General features: G+C 72.2%; 26 protein-coding genes, 1 tRNA gene and 1 pseudogene. 12 read left to right on the top strand and 16 right to left on the bottom strand.

Features of this window, described 5'->3' with window-relative positions:
• Positions 1-22 precede the first annotated feature (22 nt).
• Positions 23-913: an aminoglycoside phosphotransferase family protein gene (locus ACFY04_RS31310; protein WP_389121888.1), complete on the bottom strand. Its 891-nt coding sequence runs from the start codon at positions 911-913 to the stop codon at positions 23-25.
• A 730-nt stretch (positions 914-1,643) separates the two neighbouring features.
• Between ACFY04_RS31310 and ACFY04_RS31305 the strand changes: the two genes are divergently transcribed.
• Complete coding sequence (locus ACFY04_RS31305) at positions 1,644-3,029, top strand: NAD(P)/FAD-dependent oxidoreductase (RefSeq protein ID WP_389121887.1); 1,386 nt, start codon at positions 1,644-1,646, stop codon at positions 3,027-3,029.
• On the opposite strand, the gene ACFY04_RS31300 is transcribed toward ACFY04_RS31305, so the two are convergent.
• The 3 genes from ACFY04_RS31300 to ACFY04_RS31290 all read right to left on the bottom strand — a co-directional run bounded on the left by ACFY04_RS31300 (position 3,030) and on the right by ACFY04_RS31290 (position 5,312).
• Positions 3,030-3,446: a hypothetical protein gene (locus ACFY04_RS31300; RefSeq protein ID WP_389121885.1), complete on the bottom strand. Its 417-nt coding sequence runs from the start codon at positions 3,444-3,446 to the stop codon at positions 3,030-3,032. It lies immediately after the preceding gene.
• Entirely contained in the window at positions 3,443-5,152 is a 1,710-nt protein-coding gene (locus ACFY04_RS31295; RefSeq protein WP_389121883.1) for a right-handed parallel beta-helix repeat-containing protein, read from the bottom strand. Before ACFY04_RS31295 ends, ACFY04_RS31300 begins: the two co-directional genes overlap by 4 nt.
• 86 nt (positions 5,153-5,238) lie before the next feature.
• A tRNA-Thr gene (locus tag ACFY04_RS31290) sits at positions 5,239-5,312 on the bottom strand.
• 185 nt (positions 5,313-5,497) lie between these two features.
• On the opposite strand from ACFY04_RS31290, the gene ACFY04_RS31285 reads away from it, so the two are divergent.
• The 3 genes from ACFY04_RS31285 to ACFY04_RS31275 all read left to right on the top strand — a co-directional run bounded on the left by ACFY04_RS31285 (position 5,498) and on the right by ACFY04_RS31275 (position 8,052).
• Positions 5,498-6,586, top strand: coding sequence for an ABC transporter ATP-binding protein (locus ACFY04_RS31285; RefSeq protein WP_389121881.1), 1,089 nt, complete (start codon positions 5,498-5,500; stop codon positions 6,584-6,586).
• 238 nt (positions 6,587-6,824) lie between these two features.
• Positions 6,825-7,238, top strand: a complete 414-nt coding sequence (locus ACFY04_RS31280) for a hypothetical protein (protein ID WP_314254209.1) — start codon at positions 6,825-6,827, stop codon at positions 7,236-7,238.
• Positions 7,239-7,266: 28 nt separating this feature from the next.
• Positions 7,267-8,052 (top strand): NDP-sugar synthase, encoded by a 786-nt coding sequence (locus ACFY04_RS31275; RefSeq protein WP_389121878.1) that lies wholly within the window; start codon positions 7,267-7,269, stop codon positions 8,050-8,052.
• Between the two features lie 112 nt (positions 8,053-8,164).
• Here the strand turns inward: ACFY04_RS31275 and ACFY04_RS31270 are convergent, their stop codons facing one another.
• The 6 genes from ACFY04_RS31270 to ACFY04_RS31245 all read right to left on the bottom strand — a co-directional run bounded on the left by ACFY04_RS31270 (position 8,165) and on the right by ACFY04_RS31245 (position 14,446).
• Positions 8,165-9,697 (bottom strand): DoxX family membrane protein, encoded by a 1,533-nt coding sequence (locus ACFY04_RS31270; RefSeq protein ID WP_389121876.1) that lies wholly within the window; start codon positions 9,695-9,697, stop codon positions 8,165-8,167.
• 179 nt (positions 9,698-9,876) lie between these two features.
• Positions 9,877-10,848, bottom strand: coding sequence for a 23S rRNA (guanosine(2251)-2'-O)-methyltransferase RlmB (rlmB, locus tag ACFY04_RS31265; RefSeq protein WP_373045757.1), 972 nt, complete (start codon positions 10,846-10,848; stop codon positions 9,877-9,879).
• Positions 10,849-10,943: 95 nt separating this feature from the next.
• Positions 10,944-12,350 (bottom strand): cysteine--tRNA ligase, encoded by a 1,407-nt coding sequence (cysS, locus tag ACFY04_RS31260; RefSeq protein ID WP_389121873.1) that lies wholly within the window; start codon positions 12,348-12,350, stop codon positions 10,944-10,946.
• A 94-nt stretch (positions 12,351-12,444) separates the two neighbouring features.
• Positions 12,445-12,957 carry a 2-C-methyl-D-erythritol 2,4-cyclodiphosphate synthase gene (gene ispF / locus ACFY04_RS31255; RefSeq protein ID WP_389121870.1) on the bottom strand — a complete coding sequence of 171 codons (513 nt, stop codon included), beginning with the start codon at positions 12,955-12,957 and terminating at the stop codon, positions 12,445-12,447.
• Positions 12,947-13,693 carry a 2-C-methyl-D-erythritol 4-phosphate cytidylyltransferase gene (ispD, locus tag ACFY04_RS31250; protein ID WP_389121868.1) on the bottom strand — a complete coding sequence of 249 codons (747 nt, stop codon included), beginning with the start codon at positions 13,691-13,693 and terminating at the stop codon, positions 12,947-12,949. The genes ispF and ispD overlap by 11 nt, the downstream gene beginning before the upstream one ends.
• Positions 13,694-13,963: 270 nt before the next feature.
• Positions 13,964-14,446 carry a CarD family transcriptional regulator gene (locus tag ACFY04_RS31245; RefSeq protein WP_003953493.1) on the bottom strand — a complete coding sequence of 161 codons (483 nt, stop codon included), beginning with the start codon at positions 14,444-14,446 and terminating at the stop codon, positions 13,964-13,966.
• A 589-nt stretch (positions 14,447-15,035) separates the two neighbouring features.
• Here ACFY04_RS31245 and ACFY04_RS31240 point away from each other — a divergent pair.
• Positions 15,036-15,728, top strand: coding sequence for a DUF461 domain-containing protein (locus ACFY04_RS31240; protein ID WP_389121867.1), 693 nt, complete (start codon positions 15,036-15,038; stop codon positions 15,726-15,728).
• A 90-nt stretch (positions 15,729-15,818) separates the two neighbouring features.
• Here the strand turns inward: ACFY04_RS31240 and ACFY04_RS31235 are convergent, their stop codons facing one another.
• Positions 15,819-16,499 carry a response regulator transcription factor gene (locus ACFY04_RS31235; RefSeq protein WP_030009598.1) on the bottom strand — a complete coding sequence of 227 codons (681 nt, stop codon included), beginning with the start codon at positions 16,497-16,499 and terminating at the stop codon, positions 15,819-15,821.
• Between the two features lie 41 nt (positions 16,500-16,540).
• Positions 16,541-17,740, bottom strand: a complete 1,200-nt coding sequence (locus ACFY04_RS31230; RefSeq protein ID WP_314254193.1) for an ATP-binding protein — start codon at positions 17,738-17,740, stop codon at positions 16,541-16,543.
• Between the two features lie 217 nt (positions 17,741-17,957).
• Here ACFY04_RS31230 and phoU point away from each other — a divergent pair, with 217 nt between their 5' ends.
• From phoU to ACFY04_RS31215, 3 genes are all read left to right on the top strand, one after another.
• Positions 17,958-18,635, top strand: coding sequence for a phosphate signaling complex protein PhoU (gene phoU, locus ACFY04_RS31225; protein WP_358895737.1), 678 nt, complete (start codon positions 17,958-17,960; stop codon positions 18,633-18,635).
• A 169-nt stretch (positions 18,636-18,804) separates the two neighbouring features.
• Positions 18,805-18,954 (top strand): hypothetical protein, encoded by a 150-nt coding sequence (locus ACFY04_RS31220; protein WP_008743931.1) that lies wholly within the window; start codon positions 18,805-18,807, stop codon positions 18,952-18,954.
• A 149-nt stretch (positions 18,955-19,103) separates the two neighbouring features.
• A complete protein-coding gene (locus ACFY04_RS31215; protein ID WP_389121864.1) occupies positions 19,104-19,613 on the top strand; it encodes a hypothetical protein in 510 nt (169 codons plus the stop codon).
• 30 nt (positions 19,614-19,643) lie between these two features.
• On the opposite strand, the gene ACFY04_RS31210 is transcribed toward ACFY04_RS31215, so the two are convergent.
• A complete protein-coding gene (locus ACFY04_RS31210; RefSeq protein ID WP_389121862.1) occupies positions 19,644-20,201 on the bottom strand; it encodes a TetR/AcrR family transcriptional regulator in 558 nt (185 codons plus the stop codon).
• 97 nt (positions 20,202-20,298) lie between these two features.
• On the opposite strand from ACFY04_RS31210, the gene ACFY04_RS31205 reads away from it, so the two are divergent.
• The 3 genes and pseudogenes from ACFY04_RS31205 to ACFY04_RS31195 all read left to right on the top strand — a co-directional run.
• Positions 20,299-20,892, top strand: a complete 594-nt coding sequence (locus ACFY04_RS31205) for a DUF2867 domain-containing protein (RefSeq protein WP_389121859.1) — start codon at positions 20,299-20,301, stop codon at positions 20,890-20,892.
• A gap of 174 nt (positions 20,893-21,066) precedes the next feature.
• Positions 21,067-21,375: a hypothetical protein gene (locus ACFY04_RS31200; RefSeq protein WP_389121857.1), complete on the top strand. Its 309-nt coding sequence runs from the start codon at positions 21,067-21,069 to the stop codon at positions 21,373-21,375.
• Positions 21,376-21,558: 183 nt separating this feature from the next.
• Positions 21,559-21,687 (top strand): annotated as a pseudogene (locus ACFY04_RS31195) (integrase); the annotation flags it as partial.
• 78 nt (positions 21,688-21,765) lie between these two features.
• Here ACFY04_RS31195 and ACFY04_RS31190 read toward each other — a convergent pair.
• Positions 21,766-22,527: a phosphoglyceromutase gene (locus ACFY04_RS31190; protein WP_030728436.1), complete on the bottom strand. Its 762-nt coding sequence runs from the start codon at positions 22,525-22,527 to the stop codon at positions 21,766-21,768.
• A gap of 153 nt (positions 22,528-22,680) precedes the next feature.
• Between ACFY04_RS31190 and ACFY04_RS31185 the strand changes: the two genes are divergently transcribed.
• Positions 22,681-23,976: an MDR family MFS transporter gene (locus tag ACFY04_RS31185; RefSeq protein ID WP_389121854.1), complete on the top strand. Its 1,296-nt coding sequence runs from the start codon at positions 22,681-22,683 to the stop codon at positions 23,974-23,976.
• 74 nt (positions 23,977-24,050) lie between these two features.
• Here ACFY04_RS31185 and ACFY04_RS31180 read toward each other — a convergent pair whose 3' ends face one another.
• Positions 24,051-24,536 (bottom strand): YbjN domain-containing protein, encoded by a 486-nt coding sequence (locus tag ACFY04_RS31180; protein WP_030012782.1) that lies wholly within the window; start codon positions 24,534-24,536, stop codon positions 24,051-24,053.
• Positions 24,529-25,899, bottom strand: coding sequence for a D-inositol-3-phosphate glycosyltransferase (gene mshA, locus ACFY04_RS31175; protein ID WP_389121851.1), 1,371 nt, complete (start codon positions 25,897-25,899; stop codon positions 24,529-24,531). Before mshA ends, ACFY04_RS31180 begins: the two co-directional genes overlap by 8 nt.
• Positions 25,900-25,990: the final 91 nt, after the last annotated feature.

The raw sequence follows: 25,990 nt of genomic DNA, 5'->3' as shown, positions 1-25,990 counted from the left end.
CGCAGCCTAGAGCTGAGCCCCGTCACCGCTCCAGGAGCACCTCGGCGACCGTCAACTGGTCGTCGTCCAGCCGCTCTTCGCCGTCCTCCACGTCCCACAGGCAGTTCTGCAGCACCCGCCCCAGCGTCCAGGCGCGTGCCCGCTCGCGCTCCAGCCCCGCCACCTCCGTCAGTAGGTCGAACCGCCACCGCACGTCCCCGGCCCGGAAGTTGTTGATGATCGCCGGCATCAGATCGAAGCCCGGATCGCCCGCCAAGGGCTTCGGGTCGATCGCCAGCCACGGCTCCCGGCCGCCCGCCAGCACGTTCTCGTAGTGCAGGTCCCAGTGCAGCAGCCGGTCCCCCGGCTCCCCCACGACCTCCGCCACCGCCGCCGCGCAGTCCTTCAGCAACCGGCGGTCCCGCGCCTCCACCAGCTGCCCCAGCGCCCGCGGCACCTCCTCCAGCATCCCGGCGGCCATCTCACCGAGCCCGCGCAACCCGGCCGGAGCCCGCACCGCCGTCAGCCGCGCCAACAGCTCCCCGACCACCACCACCGCCTGCCGCGCGTCCTCACGCGCGAGCGCCGCCAGGTCCCGCCCCTCGTCCAACCGCTCCAGCAGCAGGGTCCCGGTGTCCACGTCGTGCTCCAGCAGCCGTACGCACCCCTCCCCGGCCCACGCGCGCAGCGCGACCGGCTCCCCCACGCTCTCCTCGTCCACCGACACCAGCTTCAGCACGGCCCCACTCCCGTCGGCCCGCTCCACCGGCAGCACCAGCGCCGTCACCCCGTGCATCACCGGCCCGGTCCGCCGCAGCTCCCACTGCTCCAGAAAATGCGCGGCCCGCCCGGGCAACGCGGCGATGAACTCCCGCCCCGCGTCCCCGTTGTACGTGACCTGCGCCTCGACCAACCCATGAGGAATCTCGACCATGCGGTGACCGTAGCCCGGAGCCCGTGCCCCTGCGGGCGGCTCGGCAGTGCACGGCAGGTCCGAATCCACGCCGGGCGCTGCCCGGACCCGCGCCTCAATCGCCGACGGGGCTTGGTGGTGTGGGTCGGTGCCCCGCACGAGGGTCTCCTCGGCTCGCGCCAGGCGGCCGTGGTTCTGCCAGACGGCCTGGGTTGCGCGCTCGTCCTGCGGGGACCCTCCTGCGTGTCCCCGCCCCACGGCAGGGCTCCGACAGCGCGACTCCCGTCCCCCCTGTGGGCCTGCACGGCTGAGGGGTGGGGGGACGGGGCGGGGTGTCCCCGCAGGACGAGCGCGCAACCACCGCGCACAGCCGAGACAAACCCGCACGCGCCGAGCCGAGGAGACACCCCGCCCCGGCACCCCGCCCCGGCACCCCGCCCCGACACCTTGCCGACAGGCCCGCCACTTCCAGCCCCGCCACCCCCTGAGGCGCGGGCCCGCATCTTCAGCCCCGCCGGCGTTTGAGGCGCGGGTCCGGGCGGAGCCCGGCGTGGATCCGGCCGAGCCGCACACCGCCGAGCCGCCCGCAGGGCAACGGCGCGGGTCCGGGCAGAGCCCGGCAGACGGCGCGGCCGAGCCGCACACCGCCGAGCCGCCCGCAGGGCAACCGGCATGCGGCCACTCCCACCGCCCGGAACCACGACACCCCGTCCCTGGACACCCTTCCGGAACGAGGTGTACCAACTCCCCCATGACGATCAACGGCGGTATTTCCTTCTGGTACGCGTCCGAGCGAAGCGGCACCCCGGCCACCCCACCCCGCGCACCCCTCACCACCGACACCACGGCCGACGTCGTCATCGTCGGCGGCGGCTACACCGGCCTGTGGACCGCCTACTACCTCAAGCGCGCCGCCCCCGACCTCCGCATCACCGTCCTGGAACAGAAGTTCTGCGGCTACGGCGCCTCCGGCCGCAACGGCGGCTGGCTCTACAACGGCATCGCCGGCCGCGACCGCTACGCCGCCCTCCACGGTCCCGACGCCGCCCGCCGCCTCCAGCGGGCCATGACCGAGACCGTCACCGAGGTCATCGACGTCACCACCAAGGAAGGCATCGACGCCGACATCCACCGCGGCGGTGTCCTCGAAGTCGCCCGCACCCCCGCCCAACTCACCCGGCTGAAGGCCTTCCACGCCCACGAGGTCGCCTTCGGCGAGACCGACCGCGAACTCCACGACGCCCCCGCCACCCGCGCCCGCATCGACATCGCCGACGCCGTCGGCTCCAGCTGGAGCCCCCACGGCGCCCGCATCCACCCCCTGAAGCTGGTCAAGGGCCTGGCCGCCGCCGTCGAAGCCCTCGGGGTGGTCATCCACGAGTCCACCCCCGTCACCGAGATCGCCCCGCGCCGCGCCGTCACCCCGTACGGCACGGTCCGCGCCCCCTACGTACTGCGCTGCACCGAGGGCTTCACCGCCGCCCTCAAGGGCCAGAAGCGCTCATGGCTCCCCATGAACTCCTCGATGATCGTGACGGCCCCGCTCCCCGCCGAGACCTGGTCCCGGCTGGGCTGGTCGGACAGCACGCTCCTCGGCGACTTGGCCCACGCGTACATGTACGCCCAGCGCACCGCCGACGACCGCATCGCCATCGGCGGCCGCGGGGTCCCGTACCGCTTCGGCTCCCGCACCGACCACGACGGCCGCACCCAGCCGGCCACCGTCTCCGCCCTGACCACCCTCCTGACCTCCTTCTTCCCGCAGCTCGCGGGTACGGAGATCACCCATGCCTGGTCGGGCGTGCTCGGCGTGCCCCGCGACTGGTGCGCCACCGTCACCCTGGACCGCACCTCGGGCCTGGGCTGGGCGGGCGGCTACGTGGGCTCGGGCGTCGCCACCGCCAACCTCGCGGCCCGCACCCTGCGCGATCTGGTCCTCGGCGAATCCACCGAACTGACCACCCTGCCCTGGGTCAACCACCGCGTCCGCCGCTGGGAGCCGGAACCCTTCCGCTGGCTCGGCGTCCAGGCCCTCTACGCCGCCTACCGCGAGGCGGACCGCCACGAGACCACCACCCACCGCCCGACGACCACCCCCCTGGCCCGCCTGGCCGACCGCATCTCGGGCCGCCACTGATCAGACGGCCGAGGTCAGGCCCTCGATCGCCGTCCGGGCCCATTCCTGCGCCCCCACCGCCGTTCCGGCCACCACCCCGGTCGCCACCGGTGCCAGGACTCCCTTGAGCGCGGCCAGGGCGCGGCGCAGCCGCCCCTGGTCGGGCTCGCCCGTCCCGGCGACCTCCGCGAGGACGTCCTGGGCTGCGGCCTCGGCGTCCTCGCGGTCCCGGTCGGGCAGACCTGCCCCGGGCAGCTGCCGCAGCAGGTCGGCGACGAGAGCGGCGAGGGCGGCGACGGCCTCGGAGCCGGGCGCGGGCGCGGTGTTGTTCTGCTGGTTCTGGGTGACCGTGTCGTTGCCCCAGGCGAACTGGGCTCCGGAGACGGCGTCGTGGAAGACCGGACCGGACCGGTCGGCGTTCTGCTGCTGATCGCTCATGTGCGGGTACCGTCCTCGTTCGTCGTCTGGTTCAGGACGGCGTGGACGTTGTTCCACGCCAGCTGGACATCGTGGACCGGGCCGTTGAAGACCGGTCCGTCGTAGTGGTGGTGGACGACCGTCGGGCCCGGTTCGGTCCGGACGGCCTTTTCGAGCACCGGCAGCGACGTGCGCACCCCGGTCAGGTCGACGAGCCCGTTGTGCAGGACGCCCAGCTGCCCCGTCCCCGTCACGGAACAGTCCTCCAGCCGGCCTCCGGAGCGGTCGACGAAACTCGCGCCGCTCACCGCGCAGTCGGCGAGGGTGGCGCCGACGACCTCCAGCCGGGCCGCGTCCCTCGCGAAGACGCCCAGTCCGCCGCTGCCGGCCACGGTGAGGTTCCGCGCGACGGCCCGCGCGCTGCCGAAGGCGGACGCCCCGCAGGTGGTCACCGCCGCGGCCCGGCAATCGTCGAGGAGCAACTGGGTCTCCTCCCCGGCGCCGAAGGCCAGCGCCGCCCGCTCCACCGACACCCGGCGCAGCGTCACCCAGGTCTGTCCGAGAGCGGTCACCGCGGCCATGCCGATGTCACGCATCACGCCGTCGGTGACCTCGGCCTGCGTGCCGCCGTTTCCCTTGGTCTCCAGCCCGGACGGGCAGCGTTCCACCGTGACGTGCTCGAAGACGGCGGTGGCCTCGTCGTGGACCCGCAGTGCGGCACTGGTCAGGTCCCGGACCTCGATCCGGGTGAACCGGCCCCGGCCGCCGTCGGTCACGGCGACACCGACCTTGCCGTCCGCGATACGGCAGCCGTTGACCTCCGGGGCGCCGCCCCGGGTCACGTGTACCGCGACGTTGCCCGCCCCGGAGATCTCGCAGTCCTCGAACCGTCCGCGGCCCCCGTTGTTGACGTCGAGGCCGGTGTCACGGCAGCCGGTGAGCACACAGTCGCGCACCACCGGGTCGGCACCGCTCGCCACCGCGATCCCGAACCGCGCGTCGACGACCCGGGTGCGCTCCACGCGGCCCCGGGACTGCTCGACGTACGCGATGCCCTCCGCCTCCACGGATTCGACGAGGCAGTCGGTCACGGTCAGTTCCGCCCGCGCGCCCGCGAGGACCGCGGCCATCCCGGTGCGGGTCAGCACGCACCCCTCGATCCGGGCCTGCCCGCCAATGACGCGGACCCCGTGGATCCGGCTGCCCTCGATCCGGCTGCCGACAAGCGAGAGCCGGCCGCCGTCGATCACGGCGAGCGCGTTGTCCGCGGCGTCGGTGAACCGGCACCGCTCGACGAGCCCGCCGGCCCCCGCGAGCAGGACCCGGCCGTGCAGGACCGTACTGTCCCGCAGCGTCACCGAGGTGCCCGGCCGGGCGTGCACGGCGACGCCGTCGTGGGCCCGGATCTCGGTCCGCTCCAGCGTCAGCGTCCCCGCGTGGCAGCCCACCACGTCGGCGTCGCGGCCGACCAGTACGAGCCCCTGGACGACCACCGGCGCGAAGGAGTCCAGGACGGCGCCCCGGGGCCGCGCCACCACGACCGAGCCGGGCCCCCCGACCGCGACCAGCCTGACCTCGCCGCGGACGGTGAGCGTCTCCTCGTAGTGGCCGGGCTCGATCTCGATCAGTGCCGCCCGCCCGCGCCGGGCCGCCTCGGCGAGGGCGGAGCCGATGTCCCGGTGGGCGCGCCGGCCCCCGTGCGGTGAGACGACGTACCGCGCGACCATTCCCGCCTCCCCTGCCGGACAGCCCCCGAACGGTCAGAGGCCCTGCCGTCCGCTCGGACGACAGGGCCTCTGGTGTACTTCCTCGGAGCCCCCTGTCGGATTCGAACCGACGACCTACGCTTTACAAGAGCGTTGCTCTGGCCAGCTGAGCTAAGGAGGCGCAACCGCCCTCACTCTACACAGCGGCCCACATCGCGTTATGCGAAATTCGACACCTTCCCGGTGCTGACAGGAGCCGTCCGGGCGGGTAGCGTCGAGCGGAAGTTCCACCTAGTGGACTAGACCCATTCTTCCTTCCACTCGGATCGTCCGGCACGTTCCTGCCGGTAGAAGGGATTCATCACCATGGCTTCTGTCACTTTCGACAAGGCGACCCGGCTGTACCCCGGCGGCGACAAGCCCGCCGTCGACCAGCTCGAGCTGGAGATCCAGGACGGCGAGTTCCTCGTCCTCGTCGGCCCGTCCGGCTGCGGCAAGTCCACCTCGCTGCGCATGCTGGCCGGCCTGGAGGACGTCAACGGCGGCGCCATCCGCATCGGCGACCGCGACGTCACGCACCTGCCGCCCAAGGACCGGGACATCGCGATGGTGTTCCAGAACTACGCGCTCTACCCGCACATGTCCGTCGCCGACAACATGGGCTTCGCGCTCAAGATCGCCGGTGAGGACAAGGCCACCATCCGCAAGAAGGTGGAGGACGCGGCGAAGATGCTCGACCTCACCCAGTACCTCGACCGGAAGCCGAAGGCGCTCTCCGGCGGCCAGCGCCAGCGCGTCGCCATGGGCCGCGCCATCGTGCGCAAGCCGCAGGTGTTCCTCATGGACGAGCCGCTGTCGAACCTCGACGCCAAGCTCCGCGTCTCCACCCGCACGCAGATCGCGGCGCTCCAGCGCGACCTCGGCATCACCACGGTCTACGTCACCCACGACCAGGTCGAGGCCATGACGATGGGCGACCGCGTGGCCGTCCTGAAGGACGGGCTGCTCCAGCAGGTCGACACCCCGCGCAACATGTACGACCGCCCCGCGAACCTCTTCGTCGCCGGCTTCATCGGCTCGCCGGCCATGAACCTGGTCGAGGTCCCGATCACCGACGGCGGCGTGAAGTTCGGCGACAGCGTCGTCCCGGTGTCCCGCGAGGCGCTGTCCGCGGCGGCCGACGCGGGCGACCGCACCGTCACCGTCGGCGTCCGCCCGGAGCACTTCGACGTCGCCGAGACCGGCGGCCTGACCATCGTCGTGAACGTCGTCGAGGAACTCGGCGCCGACGGCTACGTCTACGGCTCCACGACCTCCGCCGAGGGCTCGCAGGACCTCGTCGTCCGCGTGGGCGGCCGCCAGGTCCCGGAGAAGGGCTCCAGCCTCCACGTGGTGCCGCGCGCGGACGAGATCCACGTCTTCTCGACCTCCTCCGGCGAGCGGCTGTCCGACTAGGTCGTCGGCCTGGCAGTTCCCGCAGGTTTCACAGTCGTTGGAGGGGCGTCCCGTCAAGGGGCGCCCCTCCTGCGTCCGTTGCCCGTCCGCCGCCCGTCCGGGAGCACTGCAGGAACCCCGGCAGACCGGGCCATTCGGCCCCAACCGTCAACCCTTAATTCGAAAAACCACGTCGAACCATCCCCCGACAGGGTGACTAAATGTCGCCAAATCTTCACCGAGCGCTACTCTCGCCCTCGTGACCCACACTGCCCGCCGTATCGGCCGTTCCCTCGCCCTGGTCCTGCCCGTCGTCCTGGTCCTGTCCGGGACCCTCGCGGTCACCATGGTCCCCTGGGCGGACACTTCGTCCTCCCAGGTCCTGACCGCCTCCGCCGAGGACGTCTCCGTCCCCGCGAAGCCGCGTGCCGCGCACGAGGTGCTGCGCGATCAGCTCGTCGGTGAGCTGCAGCAGGGCGGGCGGCCGGACGACGTGCTCACCCACCTCCAGCAGGAGGTGAACCGGCGGCCGTCGCTCGCCGAGCACTGCGTGGGGATCGCGCGGGCGCTGGGGCGGGCCGCCGTGGACGCGTACGGCCCGACGAAGGCCCAGTCGTTCGCCCGGCCCGTCTGCGACACCTCGTACGCCTCCGGCGTCGCCTCCATGGGCTGACGCGCGCCACCTCCCTACGCTGGCCGTCATGACCGACGACCACCGATCCGCTCCATCCGCTCCATCCGCTCCGCCCGCTCCCCCCGCAGCCGCGTTCCCCGCCGCCCCCACCCAGGCCGTCGTCCTGGCGGGCGGCCAGGGTTCGCGGCTGCGGCCGTACACGGACGACCGCCCGAAGCCGATGATCGAGATCCCGGGGACGGGGGTGCCGATCATCGGGCACCAGCTGGCCTGGCTGGCCTCCGAGGGGGTCACGGACGCCGTGGTCTCCTGCGGGCACCTGGCCGAGGTGCTCCAGGAGTGGCTCGCCGGGGCCCGGTTGCCGCTGCGCGTGACCACGGTGGTCGAGGAGGAGCCGCTGGGACGCGGCGGCGGTCTCAAGTACGCCGCCCGGCACCTCCCGCATCCCGACGGGGCCTGGTACGCGACCAACGGCGACATCTGGACCCGGTTCTCGCTCCGCGAGATGGCCGCCTTCCACGCCGAGCGCGGCGCGGTGGCCACGCTCGCGCTGGCGCGGCCGCGGATCCCGTGGGGGGTCGTGGAGACCAACGAGTTCGGACAGGTGCTGGACTTCATCGAGGCCCCGCCGTCGCCCTATCCGGTCAACGCCGGCGTGTACGTCTTCAGTCCCGAATTCGCCGCCTTGCTCCCGGACTTGGGGGACCACGAGCGCACGACGTTCCCGCGCCTGGCCCGTGAACGGCGCCTCGCGGGCTTCCCGCTGCCCCAGGGGGCCTACTGGCGGGCGATCGACACGGCGAAGGACCTCACCGAGGCCGCACGGGAGTTGGCGGCGCAGAAGGGCGTCTGAGGCCCTTCACGGACCGGCCGGCCCCCGTACGTACGCGGCTTCGCGCGCCCGGCACACGCACCGGGGCCCGGCACGCTCGCGCGTGCCGGGCCCCGGTTTCGCCGTGCCGGTGTCAGCCGATGAGCCCGCCGATCAGGCCCGGCTGCTTGGGGGCCGGAGCCCCGCCGCCCGTGCTGCTGCCCGCGGAGGAGGACGGCTGCTTCGGTGAGGTGGACTGGCGGGGGGTGCTGCGCGGGGTCTGCTGCTGCTTGCCGGTGGTGCCGCGCGTCGCGGCGGGCGACTCGGAGCGTGTCCCCGAGGTCCCCTTGGAGGGAGTGCCGGACGCGGTCTTCCCGGACTTGGCGGCGGGCTCGGTCGCGCCGGCCGAGGGCGAGGCGGCCTTGGTCGGCGGCTTCGTGGGCTGCTGCTGTCCGGGCTGCGGGCCGGCCGGTGCCTCCTGCGGCAGCGGACGGCCGGGCAGGTAGTTGCTGGGGGCCTCGCCCGGCCCGGGGACGGTGACGACGGTGGAGGAACGGACGGCGCCGCCGAGGAGCGAGCCGACGATCAGGGTGAGCCCGCACACGACGGTGGCCATGACGGCCCCGCGGCGCAGTACGCGCCGCCGCAGCCGCCAGATCTCGGAGCGCGGGCCGAGGGTGCGCCAGGCCTCGCCGGCCAGGCGTCCGTCGAGGGAGTAGACCGGGGCGCCGGCGATGATCAGCGGGCTCCAGGCGGCGAGGTAGATGATGTCGGGCGCGTCGTAGGCCGGGACGGTCTTCCAGCTCACCGTCATCAGCAGTGCGGCGGACAGCAGCGCCCCGAAGCAGGCGGCGAACCGCTGCCACAGGCCGAAGACCGTGAGCACACCGACGATGACCTGGAGGAAGGCCACGCTCAGGCCCGCGCCGACCGGGTGGGCGAGGGCGAAGTCCCGCAGCGGCTCGGCGAGGGCCCAGGGGTTCAGCGTGTGCAGCCAGGTGACCATGGAGCCGCGTTCGCCGCCGTCGAAGTAGACGGGGTCGCACAGCTTGCCCATGCCGGCGTAGATGGAGATGAAGCCGAGGAAGACGCGCAGCGGGAGCAGCACGACGCCGAGGTTCATCCGGCGGCCGGGGTAGTAGGAGGCCTGGCCGCGGGTGTCGGGTCCGGCCCGGCGGGAGTCGGCCCCGGGGCCGAAGCCGGGCGGCTCCTGGTGGTAGGGCAGGTCGCGTACGGCGGCCAGGGGGCGGGTCTCGGCGGGGTCCCCGTAGCTGCGCTGGCCGATGACGGTCGGCCTGGCGAGGGTGTCCTCGGCGAGGTCGTGGGCCAGGTCGACGCGGGGGATGACCTGGGTGGCGCCGCCGTCGTACTCGTCGTGTCCGCGGCCGGCCTCGCGGACGGCCTGGAGCAGTCCGCCCATGGCGGCGGCGTCGCCGGCGTCGGACTTGCCGCTCCAGACCACGGGGGCCCGGCGGCGGGTGGCCCCGGCGGCCGCCACCACGGCGCCACCCAGAACGGGTGCGCGGCCGGGGGCCTTCGCGGGCTTGGAACGCGCGCTCGGGCTCGGTGCGAGCCGCACGCGGAAGCTGGCGTGGTTGACGATGACCTGTGCGGGGTCGCACGGCACCTTGACCATGCTCAGCGCGGGCTGGTCGTCGAACCCTGACGTTCTGGTGTCCACACTCATCTAACCGAGTGATCAGTGCTTAGGACACTGCCTTGACGTCAGGGATGTGTCCGAGACCCGTCAAGATCAAGCCACCCCGCCCGAATCGGGCGGGGTGACACGCTCACGGGTCATATTCCGTGAGCCAAGTGGATCAGTTGCGCGAGGGATCCGCCGCGCGGAGATCCCTCGTGCGGGGATCAGATACGGCCGCGGTCGGCGCGGCGGCGGGCCGCCTCGTACAGGACCACACCGGCGGCGACACCGGCGTTGAGGGACTCGGCGCCACCCGGCATCGGGATGCGGACGAGGTAGTCGCAGTTCTCGCCGACGAGGCGGCCGAGGCCCTTGCCCTCGGAGCCGACGACGATGACGACCGGGCCCGCCAGCTCGGCCAGGTCGTTGACCGTGTGCGTGCCCTCGGCCGCGAGGCCGACGATGGTGATGCCGGCCTTCTTGTAGTCCTGGAGGGCGCGGGTCAGGTTGGTGACGCGCGAGACCGGGGTGCGGGCGGCCGTGCCGGCCGAGGTCTTCCAGGCGCCGGCGGTCATGCCGGCGGCGCGGCGCTCGGGGATGACCACGCCGTGGCCGCCGAAGGCGGAGACGGAACGGACGATCGCGCCGAGGTTGCGCGGGTCGGTGACGCCGTCGAGGGCGACGATCAGCGGGTCCTCGCCGTTGTCGTACGCGGCGGCGGTGAGGTCCTCCGGGTGCGCGTACTCGTACGGCGGGACCTGGAGGACCATGCCCTGGTGGTTGAGCCCGTTGGTCATGCGGTCGAGCTCGGGGCGCGGGGCTTCCATCAGGTTGATGTTGCCGCGCTCGGCGGCGAGCTGGAGTGCCTCGCGGACGCGCTCGTCGTTGTCGATGAACTGCTGGACGTAGAGCGTGGTGGCGGGAACGCCGTCGCGCAGCGCCTCGAAGACCGGGTTGCGGCCGACGACCATCTCGCTGGTGCCCTTGGGGCCGCCGCGGCGGGGGGCGGGGCGGCGCTTGGCGGCCTGGCGGGCCATGGCGTTGCTGATGCGGTTCGCCTTGTGCTTCTTGCGGTCCTCGGCCTTGGGCGTGGGGCCCTTGCCTTCCAGACCCTTGCGCCGCTGGCCACCGCTGCCGACCGTCGCGCCCTTCTTGTTGGACGTGCGGCGGTTCCTGCGCTGGCTGTTCCCGGCCATGACTTCTACCTGTTTTCGTTGGTGCTGCGGTATGTACGTATGAAGAGTGTGCCGCCCGGAGCTCCGGGCAGCACACCAAGCTCAGCTGCCTGGGCTCAGCGGGGGCCGAGCGTCCAGCGCGGACCCGTGGGGCTGTCCTCGATGACCAGCCCGGACTGCTGGAGCTGGTCGCGGATCGCGTCGGCGGTCGCCCAGTCCTTGCGGGCCCGGGCGGACTCGCGCTGCTCCAGGACGAGTCGCACGAGGGTGTCCACGGCGCCGTGGAGCTCCTCGCCGCGGTCGGAACCGTTCCCGCCGTCCCAGTGGGGGTCGAGCGGGTCCAGGCCGAGGACGCCCAGCATGGCCCGCACCTCGGACAGGCGCGCGATGGCCGCGTCCTTGTCGTCGGCGGCGAGCGCGCTGTTGCCCTGGCGGACGGTGGTGTGGACGATCGCGAGCGCCTGCGGGACACCCAGGTCGTCGTCCATGGCCTCGGCGAAGGCGGGCGGGACCTCGCCCGCCGGCTCGACGGGGCCGCCGGCCTTCTCGATGACGCGCTGGTAGAAGCCCTCGATCCGGGCGAAGGCCGACTCGGCCTCGCGCAGGGCCTCCTCGCTGTACTCGATCATCGACCGGTAGTGCGGGGTGCCGAGGTAGTAGCGCAGGACGATCGGGCGCCACTGCTTGACCATCTCGGAGACGAGGACGGAGTTGCCCAGCGACTTGGACATCTTCTCGCCGGACATGGTGACCCAGGCGTTGTGGACCCAGTACTTCGCGAACTCGTCGCCGAAGGCCTTGGCCTGGGCGATCTCGTTCTCGTGGTGCGGGAAGATCAGGTCGAGCCCGCCGCCGTGGATGTCGAAGGCCTCACCGAGGTACTTGTGCGCCATGGCGGAGCACTCCAGGTGCCAGCCGGGACGGCCGCGGCCCCACGGGGTCTCCCAGGAGGGCTCGCCGGGCTTGACGGACTTCCACATGGCGAAGTCGCGGGCGTCGCGCTTGCCCGTCTCGCCGGTGGACTCCGGCTGACGGATGTTGTCGAGCTCCTGGCGGGAGAGCGACAGGTAGTCGGCGTACGACTTCACGTCGAAGTAGACGTTGCCCTCGGACTCGTACGCGTGACCGCGCTCGATGAGCCCGCGCATCATCTCGATCATCTCCGGGACGTGCCCGGTGGCGCGCGGCTCGTAGGTGGGCGGGAGGCAGCCGAGGGCGCTGTAGCCGTCGTTGAAGGCGCGCTCGTTCTCGTAGCCGATGGACCACCACGGGCGGCGCTGCTCGGCGGCCTTCGTGATGATCTTGTCGTCGATGTCCGTGACGTTGCGGATGAAGGTGACCTCGTAGCCCCGGTACTCGAACCAGCGGCGCATCATGTCGAAGTTGAGGCCCGACCGGATGTGCCCGATGTGCGGGGCGGCCTGCACCGTGGCGCCACACAGGTAGATCGAGACACAGCCCGCGGTGAGCGGGGTGAAGTCGCGGATCTGCCGGGCGCTGGTGTCGTACAGGCGAATAGTCACGGCATCCAGGGTAGTGGCCCTGTAGCAGTGCCCCGCGACCCTTTCGGGACCCGGGGCACCTTTGTTGCCGAAGATGTACGGCCGCTACGAGGGATCAGGCCCGGTTCGTCCGGTACACGAGGGCCGTGGCGATCGCGGCGAGGCCTTCGGCGCGGCCGGTGAGCCCCAGCCCGTCGGTGGTGGTGCCGGACACGGAGACGGGGGCGCCGGCGGCGGCCGCGAGCGCCTTCTGTGCTTCTTCGCGCCGCTTGCCGATCTTCGGGCGTACACCGATCACCTGGATGGCGATGTTGCCGATCTCGAAGCCCTCGGCGCGGACGATACGGGCCGCCTCCGCCAGAAGGGTGACGCCGGCGGCGCCGGACCACTCGGGACGGGAGGTGCCGAAGTGCGCCCCGAGGTCACCTGCACCGGCGGCGGAGAAGAGCGCGTCGCAGGCGGCGTGGGCGGCGACGTCACCGTCGGAGTGCCCGGCGAGACCGTCCTCGCCCTCCCAGAGCAGGCCGGCGCACCACAGCTCGCGGCCGGTCTCGAAGGCGTGCACGTCGGTGCCGATGCCGACGAGCGGGATCAGCGGGGCGGTGTGCGCGGTCGGCTCAGTAGCCATCGTTGGCCCTCCTGCGGGCGAGTACGGCCTCTGCGAGGACCAGGTCGAGCGGGCGGGTGACCTTGAAGGCCTCTTCGTGGCCGGGGATCACCACGACGGTGACACCGAGCCGTTCCACCATTCCGGCGTCGTCGGTGGCGCCCTCGCCGTCGACGGCGATCGCGGCGTGCGCCTGCCGGAGGGTGGCGAGGTCGAAGCCCTGCGGGGTCTGCACGGCGCGCAGCCGGGCCCGCTCGGGCGTGCCGAGGACCGGCTCGGGCTCGCCGGGCCTGCCGGGCTCGACCTCCTTGACGGTGTCGGCCAGGGGCAGGGCGGGCACCACGGCGGGCGCTCCGTCGCGTACGGCCTCGATCACCGAGTCCACGGTGTCCACGGGGACGAGCGGGCGGGCCGCGTCGTGGATGAGTACGGAGGTGATGTCCGGGGGCAGCGCGTCCAGGCCGGCGCGGACGGACTCCTGGCGGGTCTCCCCGCCGGGGACGACCAGCAGCTCGGTGCGCTCGGGCAGCGTGTGCTCGCCCAGCAGCAGGCGCACCTCGGCGGCCTCGGCGGGCGGGGCGACGACCACCACGAGGGAGACCGCGCGGGAGCGGGCCATCGCGCGTACGGCGTGGATGAGCATCGGGGTGCCGCCTAGGGCCCGCAGAGCCTTGGGGGCACCGGGACCGAGGCGTACCCCCCGGCCGGCGGCCGGGATCACCGCGGCGGTGCGGTGGGGACGCGTTACGTCAGACATCAGTAGCTCCGAGCCAGGTTTGTGACTTCGGCCGACATGGGTATGGCCTGAAGGGTGCCGGGTGCGACGCCCCTCGCCCCTTCCGTGACGACCGGTCGAGCAGGCTGCCCGGGCCCGGCACGCCATCGAGATGGTGGCAGTGAGGCAGTAAGGCAAAAGGTACGGATACAGACATGCCGCAGCGCCCGGCAACAGGCCTCTCGTGGAGGAGAGACCTTGTCATCGGGCACCGCGGCAAGCTGCGCACCAAATGGTGCACGGATACTCGCGTCAGGACGCGAGCACCTCGTCGAGGAGGGCCTCGGCCTTGTCCTCGTTCGTGTTCTCAGCGAGCGCGAGCTCGCTCACCAGGATCTGGCGTGCCTTCGCGAGCATGCGCTTCTCACCCGCGGAAAGCCCGCGCTCACGCTCACGACGCCACAGGTCACGCACCACTTCGGCGACCTTGATGACATCGCCAGAAGCGAGCTTCTCCAGATTTGCCTTGTAGCGCCGGGACCAGTTCGTCGGCTCTTCTGCATACGGTGCACGAAGCACCTCGAAGACCCGGTCCAGCCCGTCCTGGCCGACTACGTCGCGAACGCCGACGAACTCCGCATTGTCCGCAGGCACACGAACCGTCAGGTCGCCCTGGGCGACCTTGAGCACCAAGTAGGTCTTGTCCACGCCTTTGATCTGACGAGTCTCAATGGCCTCGATCAGCGCGGCCCCGTGATGGGGATAGACCACGGTGTCGCCAACCTTGAACGTCATGTGACAGGTACCCCTTCCGTGGCTATCCAGGGTAACACGAGAACTGACTGTTATGAATGGCGTTTTCGCAGGTCAGGGCACATCTCGGGGCTTGACAACAGCGACACGAACGTGCTGCGGAGAGCTTCCGGAAGGGGGTATTCGCAGGTCGGGGGCGCTGCGCGGACCAGGCGAAAGGGCCACGCTACACCTGCCCGGCACCCCCATCAGGGTGACGTACGTCCCGTTTTGCCGGGTTCGGAGTCGAGAAACCGAACTACTCCGTCCGACTGGCGGCCGCCCTCACCGGGCGGGTTCCGGCCCAATCCCGAATTGATCACGAAGTGCGTTCGAGGGAATCCGAAAATTGATCAACAGGGGTCCGGCGCACGATATGCGAACGCCACAAGATCGGCGCGGTGAACGGCACCGCGGAATGCAAGATCGCGGGACGCTCCCGGGGCGGCGGCTGCGCTGCGGAGGGTCGGGTGCGGGGGCGGGGCGGCGGCTCGGTAACCTAAGCGCGCTGACACACCCTTAGAGCGGCTTTACCTCGGCCGTTCCGAGCGTCCACCCGCCCCTTCCGTTCGTCCAAGGAGTTGCCGCCGCCGTGAGCCGCAGCCTTCGACGCGGCGCCCTCGCCGCCACTGCCGTCGTGTTCTCGATCGCCTCGCTGGCCGCATGCGGTGCGGGCCAGGAAGCGCAGACCCTCCAGATCAAGCCGGACAACGCCGCCGCCGCCAAGGGCGAGATCGAGGTCCAGAACGCACTGGTGATCACCCAGGGCCAGAAGGGCGAGAAGGGCCCCGCGGTCGTCTCCGCGACGGTCTTCAACAACGGCACCAAGGCGGAGACCCTTGACGGCATCACCCTCCCGGGTGGCAAGGGCAAGGTCGCGCTGAAGCCGGCCGAAGGCTCCGGCAAGGTCACCGTGCCGGCCCTCGGCTACGTCGTGATCGGCGGCAAGGGCAACGCCTCTGCCGTGATCGAGGACGGCGCCGCGACCGTCCGGGACGGCGAGGTCCAGAAGGTCCTCTTCCAGCTGAGCAGCACGGGCGGCATCGAGCTGGAGGCCTTCGTGGTCCCGGCCACCGGCGCGTACGCGCCGTTCGGCCCGACCGCGGCCCCGGCCCCGGCCGCCACGCCTTCCGGCTCCCCCTCGGGCACGCCGTCGGGCTCCCCGTCCGGCTCCCCGTCGGCCGGGGCCACCGGCGCGGCCGCGGGCGCCACCCCGTCCGGGTCCGCCTCGGGCGGCGCCACCGGTACGCCGTCGGGTTCCCCCTCGCACAGCGCCGGCCACTGACGCGGCCCCCGCGTACGCATACGGGAAGGGCCCCCATCCGCATCAGCGGATGGGGGCCCTTCCCGTACGGCCTTCAGGGCCGGGTCCGGCTTACGGCTCGAACTTGTAGCCGAGGCCGCGCACCGTGACCAGGTAGCGCGGCGCGCCCGGGTCCGGCTCGATTTTGGCGCGCAGGCGCTTGACGTGGACGTCGAGGGTCTTGGTGTCACCGACGTAGTCGGCGCCCCAGACCCGGTCGATGAGCTGCATACGGGTCAGCACGCGGCCCGCGTTGCGCAGCAGCATCTCCAGCAGGTCGAACTCCTTCAGCGGGAGGTCCACCTTGCCGCCGGAGACGGTGACCACGTGGCGGTCGACGTCCATCCGTACGGGGCCGGCCTCCAGCGCCGCCGGGGTGACCTCCTCCGGTTCGCCCCGGCGGCGCAGGACCGCGCGGATGCGGGCGACCAGCTCGCGGGAGGAGAAGGGCTTCGTGACGTAGTCATCTGCTCCTATCTCCAGCCCGACGACCTTGTCGATCTCGCTGTCCTTGGCGGTCACCATGATCACGGGAACGTTGGAGCGGCCGCGCAGCTGCCGGCAGACCTCCGTGCCGGGCAGGCCGGGAAGCATCAGGTCGAGGAGGACGAGGTCGGCGCCGTTGCGCTCGAACTCGTCCAGCCCGTCGGGCCCGGTCGCGGCGATGGCGACCTCGAAGCCCTCCTTGCGGAGCATGTAGGACAGGGCGTCGCTGAAGGATTCCTCATCCTCGACGACGAGCACTCGGGTCACGGAAGGACCTCCGGGGCAGGAATGGCTGGAGCGGTTCTGGGTCAGGCAGGGGTCGGGTGGGTGCGGGGGGCCGCCGCCGGGGCCGGGGCGGCTGCTTCAGGGAGTCGCAGGGTGAACGTGGAACCCTGGCCCTCCGAGCTCCATACCGACACCTCCCCGCCGTGCGAGGCCGCCACGTGCTTCACGATCGCAAGGCCGAGGCCGGTTCCTCCCGTGGCTCGGGAGCGGGCCGGGTCCACGCGGTAGAAGCGCTCGAAGATGCGCTCGCGGTCCTTTTCCGGGATGCCGATGCCCTGGTCGGTCACGGCGATCTCGATCAAGTCTCCCCCAGGAGCCGTCACCCTGCGTCCGGCGATGCCGACGCGGGTGCGGGCGGGGCTGTAGTTGACGGCGTTCTCGACCAGATTTCCGAGGGCGGCCGCGAGCTGTCCGCGGTTGCCCCATACGCGCAGGTCGGCGGTGCCGCCCGCGGCCATGGTGATCTGCTTCGAGGACGCCGTGTGGCGGCAGCGGTCTATGGCCTCGGCGACCAGCGTGTCCACGCGTACGGGCTCGGCGTCCTCCAGCGGGTCGTCGTTCTGTACCCGGGAGAGGTCGATGAGCTCCTGCACGAGGTTGATCAGCCGGGTGGACTCGATCTGCATGCGGCCCGCGAAGCGGCTGACCGCCTCGGGGTCGTCCGCGGCATCCATGACCGCCTCGGACAGCAGGGAGATCGCTCCGACCGGGGTCTTCAGCTCGTGGGACACGTTGGCCACGAAGTCGCGGCGTACGGCCTCGATGCGGCGGGCCTCGGTGAGGTCCTCGACCAGGAGGAGCACCAGCCGGGAGCCGAGCGGGGCGACGCGCGCCGAGACCGCAAGGGCCTCTCCCCGGCCGGTACCGCGCCGGGGCAGGTCCAGCTCGACCTGGCGTATCTCCCCGTCACGGCGGGTGTCGCGGGCCATGTGGAGCATCGGCTCCACGGCGAGCTTGCCGCCGCGGACCAGGCCGAGGGCGTAGGCCGCCGAGCTGGCCTTGACCACCGCGTCGCCCTCGTCCAGTACGACCGCCGAGGAGCGCAGCACGGAGAGGACGGTGTCCACGCCGGGCGGCAGCACCGCGTTGAGGTCGGGGCGCATGGAGCTCCGGGTGGGGCGGGCCTGGTCGCGCTCGCTCCAGCGGAACGCCAGCATCGCGATCACACCGGTGCAAAGACCGGCGATCGCTGCAGCTGCGGCGACCGCCGCGTTCACGTCCATGGATCCAGGTTAAGCAGGCACGACGACACTTCCACAGCCGTTCGGGTGGCACCTCGAACAGTCGTCGCCCAGAGTTCACCCTGGCGACGGGGTTGATTCACTTGTGGTGCCGGAGTCGGACGCGTTTGCGGCTCACCGTGTCAACGTGGGGCCGCTGGCCGCCCCGGCCCGCCCACGGGCAGTACCGCAGTAGTAGGTCGAGAGAGGGACACGAGACATGCGCGACGCGTACCACGAGGAACTGGACTCGATCGGAGAAAGCCTGGTCGAGATGGCCCGGCTCGTCGGCTCCGCGATCGGGCGGGCCACGACGTCCATGCTCGACGCCGACCTGAAGCTCGCCGAGAGCGTCATCGCCGCCGACCAGAAGGTCGACGACCTCCAGCACGACCTGGAGGCCCGTGCCATCGCCCTGCTGGCCCGCCAGCAGCCGGTCGCCACCGACCTGCGCATCGTCGTGACCTCCCTGCGGATGAGCGCCGACCTGGAGCGCAGCGGTGACCTCGCCCAGCACGTGGCGAAGCTGGCCCGGCTGCGCTTCCCGGACCGGGCGGTGCCGCGGGACCTGCACGCCACCATCCTGGAGATGGGACAGCTGGCCCAGCGCCTGATGGCGAAGGCCGCCGAGGTGATCATCACGAAGGACGTCGACCTCGCCCTCCAGCTGGAGCAGGACGACGACGAGATGGACCAGCTGCACCGCACGCTGTTCCAGCACCTGATGGACGACCGCTGGAAGCACGGCATCGAGACGGCCGTGGACGTGACCCTGCTGGGCCGCTACTACGAGCGCTTCGCGGACCACGCGGTGTCGGTGGCCAAGCGCGTGGTCTACCTGGTGACGGGTGAGCACGCGGACGACCTCCAGCAGCCGACGCAGGTCGAGGGCGTCTGACACCGGCCTCGGAAGCGGGGAATCCGGAAGAAGGGCATCCGGACCGCGGGCCACGCCGAGCCCCAATGCGCCGTTGACGCGCCGGTACCGCTGGGCATGAATGAGGGCGAGGGCGGTCGTCGTACGAAGTCCCGTATGCCGCGGGGCACCGCCCCTGCGAGGAGGAACCATGCCCGATTCCCCCGTCCCCATCACCCCGGAGCAGGAGCAGCAGCCGCGGCCGGAGCCACTGCGGCTACCGCTGCTCGCGGCCTGCGGGTGCGGCTCCGGCTGCGGCTGCGGCTGCCAGTCCGGCGCCCCCTGCCAGTGCGGCGGCTGACCGCCTCCCACCGGCTGCACACGTACGTCGGGCCCCGTCCGAGTTCTCTCGGACGGGGCCTTTCGCATGCGTGCGCGCACGCGCGGAACCGTCACGTACACCTGCACGTCCTAGATCCTGAACGCGTTCGAATCGATCTTGGGGGCGGCGTGCCGCGAAAGACGCAGTGGATGATCGCCCTGGCGGTCCTCTTCGCGGCCGTGGTGGAGGTGCCCGCACTGGTCTGGTTCTGCGGGCTCCTCTACGCGCTCGACCACGCGGGCGAGACGGAGACGCGCGCCACGGGGTGCGGGAAGGCCATGACGGCGATCGGCTGGAAGCTGCCGCCCGGCGCGGAGCGCCAGGAGTGCTCCGAGATCGACGACCCGGCCTGGCCCAGCCAGTGGTCGGGAACGTTCCGCATGCCCCGGTCCGAGGTCCCGGCCTGGATCGAGTCCCGCCCCGCGGCGCGCTACGGGAACCGGCCGGCCGACGGCGCCGGCAACGGCGGCAACGGCGGCGGCGGCGGGGCGACCGGGGGCACGGACGGACTCCACCTCGCCCTCGGCTACCCGCGCTCGCCCAACTTCGGGAACGGCGGGATCGACAAGGTGACCGTCGAGGTCGTATGGGAGGGCCAGGACAGCGCCGCGGTCACGTTCAAGACCTTCGACGACTAGACGGCCCGGGCCGTCCCTCGTGTCAGGCGCCTATCTCAGGAGCCAGTTCCGGGTCAGCTCCATGACCTCCGCGCGCGTGCGACCACCGTGGTCGACGTGGATGAAGTGTTCGCCGATCCGCAGCGAGTAGGCCAGCAGGCAGCGGACCTCGACGTCGTCCTCGTCGGTGCAGATGGCGCGGAACAGCGAACGCAGGTACTCCATGCGCCGGTTGTCGGTACGCCGCAGCCGCTGCGCGACGTCCTCGTCGCGCCTGGCCCAGTCGCGGATCGCGAGGTCGGCCGTGGTGCCCCTGACCGGCCCGTCGGCCGATGAGGCGATCGCGAACAGCCGCTCCAGCCTGGCCCGGGCGTCTCCCCCGCCGCTCTCGACCTGCTCGATCACGGCCTCGGCCACCTCGTGCTCCCAGGTGTCGAGCATCTCGGTGAGCAGCGCGCCGCGGCTGCCGAAGTACCCGTAGAAGCCGCCCTTGCTGACGCCGAGCGCCTGCGCCAGCGCTTCGACGCGGACGGCCTCGGGGCCGCCGGCGGCGAGCGCCCGCAGCCCTTCCTCGATCCACTTTCCGCGCGGTGTGCGGGTCGCGCCCATGCTGTGCTCCTCCTCACACGGCCCCCATCTATACGGTGCCGTATAGATGAGTGCTAGCCTCGATCTATACGGCATCGTATAGATAAGGGGCCGACCGATGAGACTCCCCAAGACCGCGCACACCTCCCGCCCCTGGCGGGTCCACGAGATCGCCCGCGACTTCCAGGTCGAGGACGTGTGGGCGCTGCCGACCCCGGGCGGGCCCGACGACCTCGCACGCCTGGTGCGCCAGTTCGCGGGTGGCACGGGGGATCCCGTCCCCTCCCCCGTGGCGCGCGTACTCTTCGCGGTCCGCTGGAAGCTCGGCAAGCTGTTCGGCTGGGACGAGCCCGACGGCGGCGTCGGCACCCGGGTCCCGACCCTGCGCGACCGTCTGCCGGCCGACCTCCGCGAGGGCGAGCGGGGCCCCGACCTCCGGTCGGCCCCGTTCACCTCGGTCTTCCAGACCCACGACGAGTGGGTGGCGGAGAGCGCCAACCGGACCATGCACGGACTGCTGCACATCGGCTGGGTCCCGGACGGCGAGGGCGGCTACCGCGGCCAGATGACCGTCCTGGTGAAGCCGAACGGCCGCCTCGGCGCCCTCTACATGCTGGGCATCAAGCCCTTCCGGTACCTCGGGGTCTACCCGGCCCTGCTGCGCTCGATCGGCCGCGAATGGCGCGAGAACACCCCCACCGCCACCCCCTGACCCACAACCGCCCCCGCCCTCACCGGAGCCCCGCCCGCCGTTCCCCGGCGAGCGGGGGCTCTGCGCGCGGCGGGAAGGGGGCGGGTCCGGCCGGACGGGGGGTCGGGCGGGGCTGAACGGGGGACCGGTGGGGTGGGGCGGTAACCGGAGGGACGGGCGGGGCGTTCCCCGCGCATGAAGCTGAATCGAACGTCGCTCGTCGGCGCTCTCTCCGGCGCCGTCCTGCTCCTCGGCGGTGCGCCCGCCCAGGCCGCCGACAACCCGCTGCTCTCGCTCCTCGACAACCTCAACATCTCCGACATCTCGGAGGTCGTGCACGTGCCGGTCGAGCGCGTCCTGAACCCCAACGTCGTCCTGTCCAACGGCAACGTGGCCGCGCTCCAGGACGCGGCGGAGTCCCTCCTGGCCAAGCCCGCCGCACCGGCCGTCGCCCCGGCCGCGCCCGCCACGCCGGCCGCGCCGGCCGCGCCGGCCGCCCCCTGACCCCCCTCCACGCGGGAGGGCCGTTGCCCCGGCCACGGCGGCCGCCACGCCGCCGAGTCAGCACAAGGGCCCTGCCTGGAGTCTCCGGACAGGGCCCCGCTCCGCGCACGGGCTCCGGTCAGCCGCCGCACCGGCACGGCGCGCCCGACTGGCAGCCGCAGCCGCAGGCTGCGAGGAACTGAAGCCGAGTACCCCGGGCACTCCGACCCCGGGCCGACTCTGAAGGTGTACGCGCACCTGATGCCCAGCAGCCGGGACCGGGCCCGGAAGGCTCTCGGCGAGGCGCTCCGCCCGCAAGACCCGCCAGCCTGAGGGCCCAGAGTGGACCCAGGGTCTGAAAATGCCCCCCACCGGCGCCGTATGCGCAGATGGGAGGCATGATCACGAAACTTACTTCTTCTTGCCCTGGTTCTTGACGGCCTCGATGGCGGCCGCTGCCGCGTCCGGGTCGAGGTAGGTGCCGCCCGGGTTCAGGGGCTTGAAGTCGGCGTCCAGCTCGTAGACGAGCGGGATGCCGGTCGGGATGTTCAGGCCCGTGATGTCGGCGTCGGAGATGCCGTCCAGGTGCTTGACCAGACCGCGCAGGGAGTTGCCGTGCGCGGCGACCAGGACCGTGCGGCCGGCCAGCAGGTCCGGGACGATGCCGTCGTACCAGTACGGCAGCATGCGCTCGACGACGTCCTTGAGGCACTCCGTGCGCGGACGCAGCTCGTTCGGGATCGACGCGTAGCGCGGGTCCGCGGACTGCGAGAACTCCGTACCGTCTTCCAGGACCGGCGGCGGGGTGTCGTACGAGCGGCGCCACAGCATGAACTGCTCCTCGCCGAACTCCGCGAGGGTCTGCGCCTTGTCCTTGCCCTGGAGCGCACCGTAGTGGCGCTCGTTCAGGCGCCAGGAGCGGTGCACCGGGATCCAGTGGCGGTCGGCGGCCTCCAGCGCGAGCTGCGCCGTGCGGATGGCGCGCTTCTGGAGGGACGTGTGGAGCACGTCGGGCAGCAGGCCGGCGTCCTTGAGCAGCTCACCGCCCCGGACCGCCTCCTTCTCGCCCTTCTCGGTGAGGTTGACGTCCACCCAGCCGGTGAACAGGTTCTTCGCGTTCCAGTCGCTCTCGCCGTGGCGGAGGAGGATCAGCTTGTACGGTGCGTCGGCCATGCGTACGAGCCTAGTGGACGCCCGGGGGCGCTCGCGCGCGGTGCGGGGTCCGGCCGGATTGACGGTGCGCGTCAATCGAGTGGCGCCCGGAAGCCTGCCACTCGTAATGTGCACGCCGTACGAGTGATGCTTACACCGCCGGGGGGATCCCTTATGTCCGCTGCCCGTTTCGGACAGGCCGCCCGGGAGAGCGTCTCCGGGCTGCCCCGGGCCTTCTGGTGGCTCTGGACGAGCACCCTGGTGAACCGGCTCGGCGCCTTCGTCGCTACCTTCATGACCCTCTACCTGACCCTGGACCGGGGCTATTCGGCCTCCTTCGCCGGGCTCGTCGTCGCCCTCCACGGGCTCGGTGGTGTCGTCTCCTCGCTCGTCGCGGGGGTGATGACCGACCGGCTCGGGCGACGCCCCACCCTGCTGGCGGCCCAGGCCTCGACCGCGTTCTCGGTGGCGCTGCTCGGCTTCATGGAGCACCCGGCGGCGATCGCGGCCGTGGCCCTGCTGGTCGGCGTGACCTCGAACGCCTCCCGGCCGGCGGTCTCGGCGATGATGGCGGACATCGTCCGCCCCGAGGACCGCGTACGGGCCTTCGCGCTCAACTACTGGGCCATCAACCTCGGCTTCGCCGTCAGCGCGACGGCGGCGGGCGTGATCGCGGAGTACAGCTACCTGGCCGGCTTCCTGGGCGAGGCCGCCCTGACGCTGGTCTGCGCGGTGCTGGTCTTCCTCAAGCTGCCCGAGTCCCGGCCGGAACGGCCCGGGGGCGCGTCGGCCGCCGCCGGCGAGGAGCCCGCGATCGGGCTCGGGACGGTGCTGCGGGACGGCCGGTTCATGGGCGTGGTCGGGCTGTCGTTCCTGATCTCGCTGATCTTCACGCAGGGCTCGGTGGGCCTGCCGGTCGCGATGGGCGCCGCCGGGTTCTCCCCCGGGGACTACGGGCTGGTCGTCGCCGTGAACGGGGTGCTGATCGTGCTGCTGCAGATCCCGGTCACGGCGTTCATCGAGCGGCGCGACCCGCAGAAGCTGCTGGTGATCTCGGCGCTGCTGGCCGGGTACGGGTTCGCGCTGACGGCCTTCGCCGGACCGGTGTGGGCGTACGCGCTGACGGTGTGCGTGTGGACGCTGGCGGAGATCGTGAACTCGCCGACCCAGATGGGCCTGGTCGTACGGCTGTCGCCGGTGCACGGGCGCGGCCGCTACCAGGGGGTCTACAACCTGTCCTGGGCGGTGGCCTCGCTGGTGGCGCCGCTCATGGCGGGCCTGCTGATCGACCGGTACGGGGCCGACTGGCTCTGGGGGGCCACGGGCGTGCTGGGCACGGTGGCGGCGGCCGGCTACTGGCTGCTGATGCGGGGGCTCTCCGAGGACGATGCGGGTACGGGCGGTACGGCCGTGGCCGGTGGTGCCGGCGCGGCGATGTCCAAGCCGGTTCCGGCCGACGTCGAGGCTTAGCGCGGCCTGCGCCGCTGCTGGGGCTCCGCCCCGGACCCCGCGCCTCCAACGCCGGCGAGGCGATACTCCACCCGTTACGACGGCTGCGTGAGGTGCTTGAACGCGTCGAGGTTGAAGGTCGGCTCGCCGCGCGAGACCCGCCACTCGTACTCGCGCCGGATCGCGCTCGCGAAGCCCAGCTCCAGCAGGGTGTTGAAGGAGCCGTCCGCCGCCTCCAGGACCGTGCCGAGCAGCCGGTCCAGCTCCTCCGGGTCGACGACCGAGAGCGGGAGCCGGGCCGTCAGGTAGATGTCGCCGAGGCGGTCCACCGCGTACGCCATGCCGTACAGCTTGAGGTTGCGCTCCAGCAGCCAGCGGTGGACGCCCGCCTCGTTCTCGTCGGGGTGCCGGATCACGAAGGCGTTGACCGACAGCGAGTGCCGGCCGACCTTGAGCGAGCAGGTGGTGCTCAGTTTGCGGGTGCCGGGGAGCTGGACGACGTAGGACCCCGGCTCGGGGCTCTCCCAGCTCAGCTCCGCGCCGGTGAGCGCGCTCTCGATGATCTCGGCGGTGTCAGCCATGGTGGGAGCGTACGCGACGGCGATGATCATGCATGGCCGCGGTGTAGACGTCGGCCGTGCCGCCCGCCGCGGTGTCCCAGCCGAAGAACTGCGCGTGCCGCGCCGCCTGGGTGCCCAACCGGTCCGCGAGCGCCGGCTCGTCCACGAAGCGCCGCAGCTCCCGTGCGTAGTCCACCGGGTCGTGCCCGGGTACGAGGATCCCCGTGACCCCGTCGTTGACGGCGACGGGCAGCCCGCCGACCTCGGCGGCGAGCACCGGCGTGCCGGCGGCCTGCGCCTCTATGGCGACGAGCCCGAAGGACTCGCTGTAGGAGGGCATGACCAGCACGGACGCGGCCCGGAACCAGTCCGCGAGGCCGTCCTGCGCGACCGGCGGGTGGAAGTGCACGAGGTCGGCGATGCCGAGCGTCGCGGCGAGCTTCTGCAGGCCTTCCGGCTTGGCGAGGCCGCTGCCGCTGGGCCCGCCGACGACGGGGACGAAGAGGCGGCGGCGCAGCGAGGGGTCCTGGTCGACCATGACGGCGACGGCGCGCAGCAGGATGTCGGGGGCCTTCAGCGGCTGGATCCGCCCGGCGAAGAGGGGGATGACGGCGTCCCGCGGGAGGCCGAGGCGGGCGCGTGCGGCGGCCCGGCCGTCGCCGACGGTGAACCGGTCGAGGTTGACTCCGGGGTGGACGACGGCCACCTTGGCGGGGTCGGCCTCGTAGTGCCGGACGAGCTCGTCGGCCTCCTCGGCGGTGTTCGCGATGAGCCGGTCGGCGGCGGACACGATCTGGGTCTCGCCTATGACGCGGGCGGCGGGCTCGGGCGTGTCCCCCTCGGCCAGCGCCGCGTTCTTGACCTTCGCCATGGTGTGCATGGCGTGCACGAGCGGGACGCCCCAGCGTTCGGCGGCGAGCCAGCCCACGTGGCCGGAAAGCCAGTAGTGGGAGTGGACGAGGTCGTAGTAGCCGGGGCGGTGGCCGGCCCAGGCCTGCATGACGCCGTGGGTGAAGGCGCACAGCTGGGCCGGGAGCTCCTCCTTGGCGAGGCCTTCGTAGGGGCCCGCGTCCACGTGCCGGACGAGGACCCCGGGGGCCAGGTCGACCACGGGCGGCAGCCCGCCGGTGGTGGCCCGGGTGAAGATCTCGACCTCGATGTTGATCGCGGCGAGCCGCTTGGCCAGCTCGACGATGTAGACGTTCATGCCGCCGGCGTCGCCGGTACCGGGCTGGTGCAGCGGTGAGGTGTGCACGCTGAGCATGGCCACGCGGCGCGGCTTGCGGTGGTGGCCGACGGCCGGAAGGCGCAGGCGGGGCGGCTCGTGGCGGGTGGCACGGGCGGCGGCGAGGCGGCCACTGAGGCGGGACACGTACTGGCTCAAAGGACCAGTCCTCTCGGCTCGGACGGCGCCCGCACGACGCTCGGACGGCATGACGGACCGCATGCCGGACGGCATGACGGCGAGGGCGCGG

This window comes from Streptomyces sp. NPDC001549 (assembly GCF_042894025.1).
Lineage (GTDB): Bacteria > Actinomycetota > Actinomycetes > Streptomycetales > Streptomycetaceae > Streptomyces > Streptomyces kutzneri.
The sequence above is the reverse complement of the archived record's forward strand: the minus strand, read 5'-3'. Positions and strand labels throughout refer to the sequence as shown.